Raw genomic sequence first — 12,672 nt, 5'->3', positions numbered from 1 at the left:
GCGAGCAGATGGCAACCGCCCCCGCCATCGATAATAACCCGATCTTGAGACTTCTAAACACCGGCACATCAAGCTAACCGGAAATGACCCTACATGCTCTTGTATCAGTGCGTACTTTACTCTTGGTGGTTCGCAAAGTACGCAGCTACCTTTTTTAGAAATTCAACCTCCTGACGAGCTTCATGCAGTTCCTTCTTGAGCTTGCGAACTTCAGCGCTTTCCTGTTTGAAATAGTCGACGCCGTCTAAACTATTGAACTGCTTATCAGACAGTCGATTAAATTGACGACGCCAGTTGTAGATCTGCTGTGCGCTGACGCCTAGCTCTCGCGCCACAGAAGCCGTTGTTGCTCCAGGCTTTTCCGCTCTCTTAACTGCTTCTCTTCGGAACTCCTCCGTATACGCCTGAGTTATTTTCTTACCCATGATACACCTCCGTGTTAGACCTAAACCTAACTATACAGGGTGTCTACTAAACGTGGGTAAGTCTTAAATTTAACGAAATAGATATGCGGAACCGTTAAGAAAGTTGGCAGTGCCTTTGCGTAAGCAAAGGGAATAACAACTTTTAGGTTTCCGCATCATCGGGTTGTTATTTGTTGCTCGCGGCACTGTGTACAAATTCACTACAAATATATTTCTTTTACTGTTTACCACGATTCTGAGAGAAAAATTAGCAGCACTAGGTTCGCGGCCTTGCTTCGAAGCTTACACGAAGGTCTAACCGTTGACTATGGGCCTTCCCGTCGATACTGTTTTTTTATACAGTAGCCCAATAATCACCTGCCATTCTTAACTGAACACGCGCAAAACCGGAGCGAGCGACCAATAACAGTGTATTCAAAAGTAGCTGCAATATATCACCCACCACTATATCCAAAGACTCCTTTCGGCAACGATGAAAAAAACCCTGAAGGAATATTAGGTTACCGGCAGTTGATTCCGTCGTACATAAATGGATATTTTGCAGCCGCATCATATCCCGGCATTTTCGCTGTTATATGTCATCTTGAACCCCCCTTAAAAGTCAAACGGTTAGTATCTTTTTTCCTGTGAATATATGAATTTGCTTTTGATCCCTGATAGTCAAAGCAAGCTAGGGGGCTTGATTACCCCAATGAGCCAATTGGGACATAGGGATTCTCCAGTCGCTTAGTAGAAATTAAAGTCCAACGCGGGAATGCGTCATTCAGTGGGATATTGGGCGGTATAGGTCAGGCGTATCCTGCTCTATGCCTTCCGTGCTACCGGCTGAGGGGAAGTTATAGCTAGTTAGGTTTTCCAGCTTGTTTTATGCGGCATCGCGGATTGTTATGCGCTGGGTCATTGGGGTGTGCTCCAAGAATTTTGGGCATAAGAAAACCCGCTGGTGCGGGTTTGGGGATCTATCGCGATAGCAGTACTTTACTACAACAACAATTTCTTTAGATGTTTTTAACTCATGGTTACACAGGACGAAGAATGAACAAAATGCAACTACATAGTTGCCCTTAACCTAATTTACTAATTTATGTACCGAATCAACAATGAGTTCAGATCGGCTCTCAAGGAATCCAATGAAGTTATCTTCACTATATATATTTTCATCCTGAGGCAATAGATTACTTAACAAAATTTCACTTTTCTTCTCCGAGGGAACAGTCGAAAAGAAGTAATCCGAGGGACTTTTGCTTGATATTTTCTTATTAGAATCAGCTGGCAAAAAACAGAAATTCACCACTGAGAATCTTTGTTCTTTCGAAAAACCCTGCTTACTTAAAAATGCATTAGGAAAAATATGGTGATATTGCTTCCGATTGTAGCTGGATAAGGATTTTCCAGTATCGATAGAACTACCATTAGCTAGGTCCAGCGGGCTATGTTGTGCTGACAGCAATAGAAAAGCTCGAGTTACGGGGTTTGCCTTACTGAACTGTGCAGCAATTAATTCTCTAGCCGTAATTGATGGAGAGTAACGTTTAATGAGAGTGAAGTCATAATCAGCCACCTTGTCTATAAAATCTATATCAGCATCCATTTTATGTGTAGTTTGACCAGTTGAGTACCTATTAGAAAAAGATGTACTCCAAAAATATCTCTTGATGATATCAAGTTGATCCTCTGTAACGCGCTTTGTTTTAGAGTAAAATCTAGCCAGTGGCACTAATTGCTGATGAAATGGAAGAAACTCAATGCTCGAGCACTTTATCTGAGTTGACAGAAAGTCTACGGTTGCTCGAACTGAATTTTTTACTTGATCCCAATTATCCCTTACCCTCTCACCAGTTAGGCGAAGTACATTTTCGGTCTTTGTAGACCCAACTATAATCCCTGACACTATTTGCAGCACTAACTTTGAATCAATATTTCCGAAAGACTTCTCTTCCAGCTCAATCAATAACTCATCGATTGCATCGAGCAGGTGGAAATCCTCAGTCCAAGTCCAAGCCGTCATTAAATCGAGAGTGTTAAGCTTAGTTCCTGTATTATTGATTCGCTCAAAAATAACCCCTACCTCTTCTTTCGTTCGGTTCTTAATTTGAACAACAGGGATTTCGTAATTCAGCAATACTGATGAAAGATTCTTAGCTTGCAAATGGTATGCTTTATCAAGCGCAGCGATCTCATCAACAAGTTTAATAGGATCTATTATGTTCCTAAGGGCTACTACTCTCCCCGGGTCTACTTCCTCCTTCTCACTAACAGGAAGAAATGCCTCACTTTCAAAATCATAATATATTTCGAAAAGATTAAGATTCGGGTTGTACTTCGCGCTTGACTCTTCCTGCTCGACATTTGAACTAAAGACAGCATAAATGGATGACAAACGCTGCTGACCATCCAATACATAATTTACTGGCCAATTATCTCCTCTATCTGGAATATTATACCCCGCAATATTTCTTGTAGACCTTAGCTTCTCCTTTTCATTGGCCTCTCAAAGCAAAACACTACTCACAGGATATTGTTTAACGATACTCTCCAGCAGTTCAATTACTTGATTCTGTTTCCAAACATACCCCCTCTGAAACGCTGGTATCTTAATTTCCCCCTCATCGATCCTATTAATGAGCTTATCTATTTTTATTGGAGTAGTATTCAGTTCAGGTCTTTTCATCAAAACGATCCATTTCTAGTAGCAATCAAATCAGCGCCTGTAGTGACAAACACTTATATAGCGATCCCAAAGGCATATATCTTAGATGGAAATTTATGCCAATCCATCAATATCTTTTACTATTAGGTCAATGTAACATAGCCAATCTGTACGATGGCCCCACTTAAAGACTAATCATTTTGGCCGCCACCCAATACTTCCGACATTTTTCCAGTCGATTTATTTTTAACTGTTTTTCGCAATTTTAGCTTGCCCCTCTACCAACACCCGCCAAACCACCCCATCATCCGCCAGCCTCTTACGCACTGTGTACTCCACACCACCCAGCTTAATTACTGCCTCTGAGTTGTAATCCCCCACTTCACTCACCAGCAAGCTCAACTCAATACGCGGTACCCTCAGGCGTTCCTCTTCATCAAACTGGTCAATCTCCTGATCGAAAATCAACTGGTAATCGATAGGCTCAGCACCGCTACCATCGTCATAGGTAGCGGGCTTGCCCCATTTGCGAAGCGCGCACTCTGCGGCTCGTTGGTCCAGATCCATGGATCACCTAGGCCTTAACGGTGCCTTGTACGCCGGTAAACTTAACCGCAAGGCTGGCAGTACCTGCACCGGCAGCTTCGGCGGCAAAGGCGGTTGCCCCGGTGATATCGTCAGTAGCGGCGGTGGCGGCGTTATCATCGAAGGCACTGGAGGCGGTTACCCAGGTGAGGCTTTCGCCCTGATTGATCACTGCGGCGGATACCTTCAGCACAGTGAATACGCCATCAATAACGGGCACGCCGGTTTCACCCACGGCAATATCTTCCATCGCCACACCCAGTACTGAACCTACCACCACCTGACCAGAGGTTAGCTTCGCACTGGTACTGTTGGTGACATCCAGCATGCGTCCGTCTTGCACAAAATTCGTAGCCATTTTCTTTCCCTCAACTGGGTTTGTAACTGAAAGCAAAAAGGCCGTGTGATGCGGCCCTTTTTGGATTCTTTAAGGTTTGGTTCGGTTTGAGCTGGGCATTAGGTTTTAGGAGTTTTCACCATACTTTTTACGTCCCAGGCTTTCGCTGCGGCATCGAGGCGGACTTTAAACCACCCCGCCAATATTCCAGCCGTTTTGCTGTTCCAGTACGGGGGCCTGCTGGCCTTCCAGGTAGAGCACTTCGATCGTGTCGTGCGCTACTGGGTCGGCCTTGAGGTACCAGCCATTGTGCCCGCTGAGGCGACCATCAGAGAGCACGCTGGCTATATTGCGCACGCTGTTGGGGGTCGTGTTGTTCTTGCTGGATGCACCCACTTCGAACTCGGATTCCAGGGCAACCTTTGCGGCCCCCTCATCGGCGATATCACACAGCAGGAATTTAGGGCGGATATTCAGGAAGGCTTTGCCATCCTTTTGCTTGCCCATCAATACCCGTGCGGCGTCGATGCTAGCGGTGTTGATGCCTGACTTAGTGGCCAGGTTGCCGTGGTCGGTGTGGAACAGGGCTTTGCCATCGGCCATGGCTGGGTTATTCAGCAGAATACTAAAGACCAGATCACCCACGGTGCGCACGGCGGCGAGACCCATCTTTTGTGGTATACGGGTGAAGGCTCCGAGGTCGTCATTAATAATCGCCTGGCGGGTAATCGAGAACATCTCCCCCGTAGGTGGCCAGTGCAGCGATTTCGGCGCGCTCGCCGATGCTGACGTATTTAAATTCAGCACTCGGTGCGACCTGGCGCAGTGAGGGGAAGGTACCGAGATCGGTGCGGGTAGCGATCTTGAAGTCGCTGAGGTGGCCGGTGGCGGTAAACTGCAAGAAGACTTCTGCCGCTTCCGAGTAACCCTTCAGCATGGATTTATTAGCGATATTACCCAGGACATTAGCGAAGTCTCCGGAGCCGTGGATAAAGCCGGCAGCGACGATGTCCATCTTATCCACGCCCGATAGATTCTGGCCGTGGGCCTGCATCAGTCCACTGCCGTACTAAACACCTTGAATGTCCAATGCCCACAACCAGCCTAAGGGCATACGTTTGCCTTTTCCGGTACACCATATTTCGCCATTAGCTTAGCGTACTCACCCTTTGAGCAAAGAAGGGCCAGCCCCTTATTGAAATCATCTCTAGGTTTTTTATCCTTAAAGGCCATTTTAAACTTGGCTACCGGCAGAAAGATCTTATGAAAACTCACTTTATCCATTGAGTGCCCCTCAATTATGGAAAAGTTCATAAATATGCTTTTATCGATAATGATGACCGAATCAGGGTTTTTCCAGAAGTCTAGAACTTGATCCTTTGAATTTTGCGCCTCAACATAATTCTTTCTGCCTGGTGCATCAGGGGAGAATAGATGTTTAAACTCTGGCCCAAGAACTAGATGAGCGTTCTTCCAAACAATAAGATCGCGCCCAACAAGATCGCTCACACTATCAATTTTATAATCTTTATCTTTATGGCTAATGGCATAATTCAAAAATCCGATATAGTAGTTTGAGTAATAGTATTTGTTCGGCTCATCGTGCCTAATCGCATTTGCCTCGGCATTTGCCATACCCTTACCCATAGCCTGTGGAATTCCTCCCCAACCCAACTGCAAAAAGGTTATTGAATATCCTGGCAGGGATTTCAATATTACATCTACCTCAAGCCCCAGCGCTGCATGGTTTTCCACATAAGGTGGCGCATCTTGCTCGATAGCAACTTTTAGCTCTATCGGTTTCGATGACTTCACCGCAAAAGAAAAAGAGGCATAGCCAAAGAGAATAACGAATAGAAATAGCTTCTTTAAGTCCCTGTTTTGCATAGCAACACTCAGTAGCGGCGCAAAAAGTTGTAAATCCCTAGATAGTAGATTAGGCCATAGCACAGACCCCATATCCCCATAAGACACTCACGAGCCCCTATTAAGCCCCTTAACAGTGATTTGAACGTCAGGAAGCGGGATGCTGGCAAAATCGACAACGTATCGGACGCCTGAAGGAGAGATAAACAATACGCCTCATCACCCTTGAAACCTTTCCCCTATCCTGAAAGCTATTTCAATGCTCGACTCAATGATTTGGCAAAGCATCTTGATGCTGGCCACCGATTTCTTAACCAGCCTGGCCGGATCCTGCAATTCCTATCTATGAAAATAGCGGGGCCAAAACACTTGTAACTCATCCTTCATCTTCTCCTGGCTCTTGCGTCCCTTTACAGCCCGCAGGCACATACCCACAACTCGATCGGTCTCCTCCGCCCTAACCTCACTCATTGGCACAGGGATCTCCTCCCTGCATCCCGATACCATCTCGCAGCCAAACGGGGCCAAGATACAGAATTCCCCGCCCGCTCTGGATAGGCTCGAGACCACTCCCACAAAGTTCACGTATATCCAGCTATGACACGGCCCCTCCTCACTTTAAATTCTCAGTACTCAATATGTAATCAGCCATGCCTCACTACTAAGTCGCCCTCGGCATACTCTCGAAGTAATCCTGAAACCGCCTTTCCGCCACAGGTAAATTATATGGCCCTGATTTATCCAAAATTGAGTAACCACCGTATTTGCAAACACCGCCTTCACAAGGTGAGCAGACTGGGTGCGGAACACCGCGAGGGGACTGCCAGGATTGGTTGTGGATAAGCGAGTGATGGCTTCCGGGATACTAACTACGCACATAGTGAACCCTCCTTGATGATTGGTTTTTACCAGTTGGTATCTATAGCGATTTCGACGGCGCTGAGGATCCGGGTTTGCCGCTGCTCTAAGGCTTGGGGCCGGGGGGCGAGATACCTCTCGTGTTTGAGTCAGTTGCGCCAAGTGGCCAGCCAATCGAGCTTCACACCTCGCTAGCCAGGTTGGAATTTCCAGTAATCGTGGAAGCTCTCCGCCACATCCTGAATTCGGTGCACCAAGTCTGGGCGGAGCCGCTGAGCATCGATGCGGAATTTGTCTGTGATAACCCAGTTTCCAGGCAAGCGTGTACCGCGTTTGGGTTGACACGATTTGGAACCCTACCGCTCTCTAATGGTTTTTTATTGGTTCTATAGAGAAGGACGTGTTGTCATTTCCACCGGTTGGGTGCTCAGATTTCACCGGTTCGTGTTTTATTTTCACTGGTGAACTCATTGCACCGGTTAGCGTATAAAAAGAGGTCTAATTGGTTCTGCGCCCATTGGTTTTTTTAGCGCTCAGGTAGTCCAACTCTGCCTGTTATTCGATGGCGTTAGTCACTGAGCGCTTTGTGTATCACGCAACGCCGGCCAGATAAGCATTACACGGATCACACTGCCCCGCATCACTGTTAGAGCAATCGACCAACGCAATTAAAACCAGCTTTGCGGTTGATGTTCTGTTTCTCCGTTTAATAGTCCATGTCGCGACTTCAAAACTGACCACGTATCGCCTGTATAAATTTCCAAATAGCGCACTTGATGACTGCCCTACCCCAAAATATGCAGAATCACCAAGTTACAACAAAGAGACTTAAAAAGGATTGCTCTTCAGGTTTCGCCAGCAACAATCACAGCAAGATTTTTTTTAACCATCTAAACTTCAATTTCGCAACGAGAAACACACTGTAAGGTGAGATCTTGCGCTGGCTCATCCGGTAAATATACGCCCTGGGCGGCACCACGATTAGCCTGCTCTGGCGTAAGCTTCCAGTTCCTAGGGTCGAAGATATGTACTCCGCCTCTAGATCGGTCGACATAATTTGAAATCCATCCCGCAAAAATACCTGCTTTGCCTTATTCAATATATCTTGCTTGCTCGAGAAGTGCTCTATCGCAAAGTATTCACTAATGATCATCGGCGACCTACTCGTTGCAGTACAACCTCCAAGGGCTGGAGCCAGTAGAAGGCCTACTACCGAATATTTTGGTTTTTTCATTTTCTCCTTCGTGATAAGGGCACCTAGGAATATCAATTTTTAATTAAATTTCAACCTCACCTGAAAAAACAACGACTGGTTACCTTTTGGAGGGGATGCCGCATGAACCTGTTCAACCCAACTCAAAGCGTAGAGGCGCTGCTCACCGCAGCCAGCTGCCATACCCGTGCCAACGGGATTGCTGCACACGTTTTACTCTGGCCGTTGCAGAACTCGCCCAGCTTGATAGTGATAACTACCGCCACGTGCTCAACATTAGCAACTTGCGCTACCAATGCAAAGTGTGAGTTCGAATGCCAATAAAAATTCCACATCCTCTCGCTTGATTGCCACCACTTGAAAAAAGAGGAAAGAAGCGACGTGAACAAGAAAAAGTTATTCAAAATCACCCAGGTCGCCCGAACCATGAAATGGGTAGGAATAACCTGTTGAAACTGCTGCGAGAGAACACTCTTTTGCACATCCATGAGCCCATGCGCAACGTCCCTACAAAAATCGCCTTAAAGCATGGCTTGCTCGTTGCGAAAGATGCTGAATACAACCGTGGCCCAGTTAAGGTGCCGTACATCAACACCAAGGTTACCTCATGAGGCATGGTATGGATTCGCGGTCTACTCGAAAAAGAAATCCCACCGCTAGTCAGCTATGAATTTAACCGCGCCCCGACGCATTCAGTCAGTAGCAACCGTTCTAGGGCTAGCTAGTCTGGAGCCCCTTTATAAATCTGGAAGCATCCAATGAAACGATACGCAGCCTTCAGCGGCACCTATAACCTGATGATAGGTGGTGCAAAAGATTTTCAGGAGTCCGTCGAAACCCTGAAAGAAGCAAAAGAAAAAGCAGCGCAAATTGCCAAGGAAGAATGCTTTAAATACTTGGTATAAATTTTCGAAAAAAAACCAACCAATTTACTACTTATAGCATTGTGGACGGCGTACTCAAGGAAAGCGCTTTCCCCGAATAAGCCATGGAGGGCTACCTTGTGGGTACGCTAATGAAAGGCACTATCTGGGCCAGGGAGAAATTTGAGTTAGGCTCCCGCCCCGGTAGAGAAACATCATTGAATGGATCTAAGCCGACCATATGTCCGGCCGGATCATCGCCGGGGAGCCCTATGTGGATGCCGACCGATTCGCTATAAGCGACCACACCGGCAAAACCCCAGCCCAGAATACCTCAACGAACGATGGCCGGCCCAGAAGCGGGCTAGACCTGCTGACAGGCTAAGCACAAAACTCCTATCGCAGCAGCCGATCAAGGCAATGACCAGCCCCAGAAAGCCCCGCCTGCGGGGCGACACCCCACTACCGGAAAATCTCTACCCAGACCCGCACAACAGGGAAAACTACCGGCGCTATCGTCACCCGGATGGCTCCAACAAAATCTTCAAAGCATCTTTTGAAGATGCTCTACGTATAGCTGAGTAGGCTAATGCTCACCGGGATAAGAGCGTAAAGCGAAAACCAGCCAAGGTTCCGGATAGAGCAAGCTTCGGCTTTCACGCCACGCGCTATATAGAATGGAGAGTAGAGAACGATCTCCGCTTAACTAGCAAAACTAGCCTACGCAATCGTTGTAACGCACTAAAACAATTTAGCGAAGTCTTCGAAGCGATCTCCCTACATAAGGCCAAATTAACCGATCTGCACAAATGGTGGGAATCCCTGACCTACCACCAACAGCACGTACGCCGCGACGAGTTTAATAATTTCTTTAATTACTTAATAGCTGAAGGCTTGTGCAAACTGGAAAGCAACCCATTTATCAAAGCCGACGACCGACCGCACCTGCTGGAAAAAGGAAAGCCATAAAAAAGCGTCAGCGCTTAACCCTGGAAGCTTACTGAAGCATCTAAAAAAAGGCTGGGGAATTAGGCTATGAGACACTACAAATTGCCATGGGCATCAGTATGCTGACTACTATGCGCCACACTGATATTTGCGAACTGCATTTTGTGAAACACCTAAATGGCGATCACCTGCGCAAAGCAATCAATAAATCCGAAGCGCAACGGGACAGCCTTGCCGCCAGCCACTTAATCTTTAATCTAAAAACCCACCAACAACCCGGCATAGTTATTATGCCGCGCCAGGGAACTCTGTCTCAGAAATTACCGCTGTCCCTATATACTGAGCCATACTCCCAAGCAACGTCGTACGGGAAAAACTAAAGAGCATATTTGCCAGGTAAGCCTCGACCGACTGAGCGATATGTTCACTGAAGTCCGCAACGCTAGCGGACTCTATATCGGCTTACCCAAAAACCAAACCCCACCCAGCTTCCACGAAGTGCGTAATCTGGCTTCAGATCGATTTAAGCGAATGGGGTATGACGTTAAGTCAGTGCAGCAGCTGATGGCGCATACTGATGAGCGAGTTACCCAGTCTTATCAAGCGAGACATGGTATTGATTATGAGGAGATTAACATCTATTTAAACGAACAGGTAATTAGAAGAGAGTTCTAGAAATTCGAAAGTTAAGAGATGGCCGTAAAATGTATCTCGGCCTATTTTTCAGCGTCTGCCAACCACAAAATCACTCGGGCTCTTGTATTCCAGATATTTCCTATAACCCACCTAAAAAACACCAAATCTATATATCCGGCGTAAGGCCACAACAATGTACAAATTTCAGTAATAATCAACCCAACACTTTCAGACCTCAAAACTCTATTTTTCTTTGACTCACCACCAACTACAATTTTCCTAAATGAATCCACATGGCCTTTGTTAATTTTACCAGTCTCTTTCCAACAATTAATAATATCTAGAGTAGATTTGGGCTCGACAAGCTGAATGAAGCGAATACAGTCGTGGTAAACATTCAAACTTAATTGGTCAACCTTGGATAACCGCTCAAGAAGAAAATTTAGATTACTTTTGCACTTTTCTTTATATAAATTCAACGACTCATGAACAACGCCTCCTGCTGTGTTAGCAGTTTGATATAAATGCCAACCCCCTTCCTAGTAATGCTCTTAATCCTTTTTATTTTTCGGTTTGAATAGAAAGCATGTACTAAGCTTGCTATAGCAAGAAACACACTTATAGCAGAAAGGGCAAGGTCCAGGACTTCAGGAGATTTCAAAAATTACATATAATAAATTTCCTCAAACAATAAAGAGTTGGCTAAAAGTCAACCTATCTTGTCTAGATCGGCACTCCAAAATTTTTATTTTTAAGTGATGCGACAGGGAAGAGGTCCGAATCTCTAATAAGTCTCATAGCTCTCTGTCTTTCCGCTTATTACAGACAACAGCAGCCCTAAAACTGATGAAAGGCGCTAATCAGGAAGCATAAATAAAAGATATGGGAGCAATCATCAGACAAAAAAAGGACCAAAGAGGCCCTTTTTCATTCTTGCGAGTTATTGTTCACGTTTTTGTCCACCGGATAAGAGGACATGAACCTCTTCTCGCAACCCCTTGATAGACAAGGGAAATTTGGTGGAGCTAAGCGGGATCGAACCGCTGACCTCAACACTGCCAGTCTTCAGTACACAAAAATATAACTTATTGAATCTTATAGGGAAATACCTGTTTACCAATCTCAAACCTCTCACTCTCCTCGATGATAGCGCACTGATGTTTTAACCACCCCCTCTACAACTAACTCCTGCCCTTCCCAAATAGGTATATGAACATATCTATCATTTACCGTCATCAGCCGCCCGCGGCATCGATCCAGTATCTTGCACGTTAGCAGGCCGCCCAGGGCAATCACGACCACATCACCGTACTTAGGGGTTAAGGAGCGATCGATAACCAATAAATCACCACCATTGATACCCGCATTTACCATTGAGTCACCATTGGCGCGGACCATGTAGGTTCCCGCGGGCTTGGTGATCAGGTGTTCCCAAGATTAGCGCTGCCTCCTTGAGGTCATCAGCGGGCGAATGAAAACTCCAGGCAACGCCGTGGCCATAGAGTGGGGAAAGCTTCATGCTGTAATACCTAAATACTGTATATACACACAAATTATTGCCGCAGGCAGCCAATAGACAAGAGGAATGAGTGACAATGAGGCCAGCACCACCCACAGCACCAGCATGCTAAGCCACCTCTTCTATGGGCAAGCTTTTACCAGCGGCCTTTTCCTCCACAACGAAAATAATGCCCTGAAGGGTTAGCCCCACCTCCTCGCGATCAGCTGCCGGCTTGGTGTGAGGCGATGGGGATTACTTTGGCGAAGGTGTGCGGGGCCGAGAATCTGCACCACTACTTTGCGCTGTTTCCCTTTCCGTCTTTAATGGCCTGATTGTATGCAAAGTTGCCGCAAAAATACGTGGCTCAAACTACCCGACTGATAGGTTTATTATACAAGGCTAAATTTCTTCTGCACAACTGAGCTGAACCGCCATCTCTGGATAGGCGGTACGGTAATAAGAAATCTCCGAGCAATAAAAAGATTTATTTCTACATGTAGCCTTCCAAGATTTAGCATCATCATATGAGCGTACATCAACACCTGAAATAATTATTTCACTTGCTGGACACCCAATATAACCTGAACTTGCCAAGCTTAAGTTATCATTCTCGAAATCATTGCGAGCACTTGACTCCGACTTAACGTAACGTGTTGAAGGCGTGCACGCTACAACACAACAACTAAAAAACACAAAAATTATTTTATTCAATTGATTCCCTTAATTGTGCTGGGCTTTAACGCCTCAAGAAGGGGTGCCAGTTACGGCGTCCCGCTTCCTTGATTTGTTA

15 protein-coding genes and 1 pseudogene are annotated in these 12,672 nt (G+C 46.0%); 4 read left to right on the top strand and 12 right to left on the bottom strand.

All coding sequences use genetic code 11. From position 1 onward, the window contains the following. Nucleotides 1-116: 116 nt before the first annotated feature. The 10 genes and pseudogenes from ACCI51_RS18315 to ACCI51_RS18270 form a co-directional block, all read right to left on the bottom strand. On the bottom strand, nucleotides 117-425 hold the full coding sequence (locus ACCI51_RS18315) for a transposase (protein WP_371844883.1): 309 nt from the start codon (nucleotides 423-425) through the stop codon (nucleotides 117-119). A gap of 1,069 nt (nucleotides 426-1,494) precedes the next feature. Continuing rightward, nucleotides 1,495-3,096: pseudogene (locus ACCI51_RS18310) on the bottom strand (GmrSD restriction endonuclease domain-containing protein). Between the two features lie 225 nt (nucleotides 3,097-3,321). Next, nucleotides 3,322-3,642 (bottom strand): head-tail joining protein, encoded by a 321-nt coding sequence (locus ACCI51_RS18305; protein WP_371844882.1) that lies wholly within the window; start codon nucleotides 3,640-3,642, stop codon nucleotides 3,322-3,324. Between the two features lie 7 nt (nucleotides 3,643-3,649). Next, entirely contained in the window at nucleotides 3,650-4,018 is a 369-nt protein-coding gene (locus ACCI51_RS18300; RefSeq protein ID WP_371844881.1) for a capsid cement protein, read from the bottom strand. A 165-nt stretch (nucleotides 4,019-4,183) separates the two neighbouring features. Further along, nucleotides 4,184-4,735 (bottom strand): phage major capsid protein, encoded by a 552-nt coding sequence (locus ACCI51_RS18295; protein ID WP_371844880.1) that lies wholly within the window; start codon nucleotides 4,733-4,735, stop codon nucleotides 4,184-4,186. After that, on the bottom strand, nucleotides 4,704-5,051 hold the full coding sequence (locus ACCI51_RS18290; protein WP_371844879.1) for a phage major capsid protein: 348 nt from the start codon (nucleotides 5,049-5,051) through the stop codon (nucleotides 4,704-4,706). Before ACCI51_RS18290 ends, ACCI51_RS18295 begins: the two co-directional genes overlap by 32 nt. Before the next feature lie 50 nt (nucleotides 5,052-5,101). After that, nucleotides 5,102-5,971 carry a type 2 periplasmic-binding domain-containing protein gene (locus ACCI51_RS18285; protein WP_371844878.1) on the bottom strand — a complete coding sequence of 290 codons (870 nt, stop codon included), beginning with the start codon at nucleotides 5,969-5,971 and terminating at the stop codon, nucleotides 5,102-5,104. 231 nt (nucleotides 5,972-6,202) lie between these two features. Further along, a complete protein-coding gene (locus tag ACCI51_RS18280; RefSeq protein ID WP_371844876.1) occupies nucleotides 6,203-6,334 on the bottom strand; it encodes a hypothetical protein in 132 nt (43 codons plus the stop codon). A 1,252-nt stretch (nucleotides 6,335-7,586) separates the two neighbouring features. Then, nucleotides 7,587-7,955, bottom strand: a complete 369-nt coding sequence (locus ACCI51_RS18275; RefSeq protein ID WP_371844875.1) for a hypothetical protein — start codon at nucleotides 7,953-7,955, stop codon at nucleotides 7,587-7,589. Nucleotides 7,956-8,077: 122 nt separating this feature from the next. Continuing rightward, a complete protein-coding gene (locus tag ACCI51_RS18270; RefSeq protein WP_371844874.1) occupies nucleotides 8,078-8,422 on the bottom strand; it encodes a hypothetical protein in 345 nt (114 codons plus the stop codon). Between the two features lie 270 nt (nucleotides 8,423-8,692). Between ACCI51_RS18270 and ACCI51_RS18265 the strand changes: the two genes are divergently transcribed. The 4 genes from ACCI51_RS18265 (at nucleotide 8,693) to ACCI51_RS18250 (ending at nucleotide 10,420) form a co-directional block, all read left to right on the top strand. Beyond that, nucleotides 8,693-8,839, top strand: a complete 147-nt coding sequence (locus ACCI51_RS18265; RefSeq protein WP_371844873.1) for a hypothetical protein — start codon at nucleotides 8,693-8,695, stop codon at nucleotides 8,837-8,839. Nucleotides 8,840-9,038: 199 nt separating this feature from the next. Continuing rightward, on the top strand, nucleotides 9,039-9,182 hold the full coding sequence (locus tag ACCI51_RS18260) for a hypothetical protein (RefSeq protein WP_299588950.1): 144 nt from the start codon (nucleotides 9,039-9,041) through the stop codon (nucleotides 9,180-9,182). 35 nt (nucleotides 9,183-9,217) lie between these two features. Continuing rightward, complete coding sequence (locus ACCI51_RS18255) at nucleotides 9,218-9,382, top strand: hypothetical protein (RefSeq protein WP_371844871.1); 165 nt, start codon at nucleotides 9,218-9,220, stop codon at nucleotides 9,380-9,382. 699 nt (nucleotides 9,383-10,081) lie between these two features. Next, a complete protein-coding gene (locus ACCI51_RS18250) occupies nucleotides 10,082-10,420 on the top strand; it encodes a tyrosine-type recombinase/integrase (RefSeq protein WP_371844884.1) in 339 nt (112 codons plus the stop codon). Between the two features lie 1,092 nt (nucleotides 10,421-11,512). Here the strand turns inward: ACCI51_RS18250 and ACCI51_RS18245 are convergent. Both ACCI51_RS18245 and ACCI51_RS18240 read right to left on the bottom strand, forming a co-directional pair. Continuing rightward, nucleotides 11,513-11,779 (bottom strand): LexA family protein, encoded by a 267-nt coding sequence (locus tag ACCI51_RS18245; RefSeq protein ID WP_371844870.1) that lies wholly within the window; start codon nucleotides 11,777-11,779, stop codon nucleotides 11,513-11,515. A gap of 502 nt (nucleotides 11,780-12,281) precedes the next feature. Next, on the bottom strand, nucleotides 12,282-12,593 hold the full coding sequence (locus ACCI51_RS18240) for a hypothetical protein (RefSeq protein WP_371844868.1): 312 nt from the start codon (nucleotides 12,591-12,593) through the stop codon (nucleotides 12,282-12,284). Nucleotides 12,594-12,672: the final 79 nt, after the last annotated feature.

This window comes from Microbulbifer echini (genome assembly GCF_041447225.1).
GTDB lineage: Bacteria > Pseudomonadota > Gammaproteobacteria > Pseudomonadales > Cellvibrionaceae > Microbulbifer > Microbulbifer echini.
This window is presented reverse-complemented; position numbering and strand designations above follow the sequence as displayed.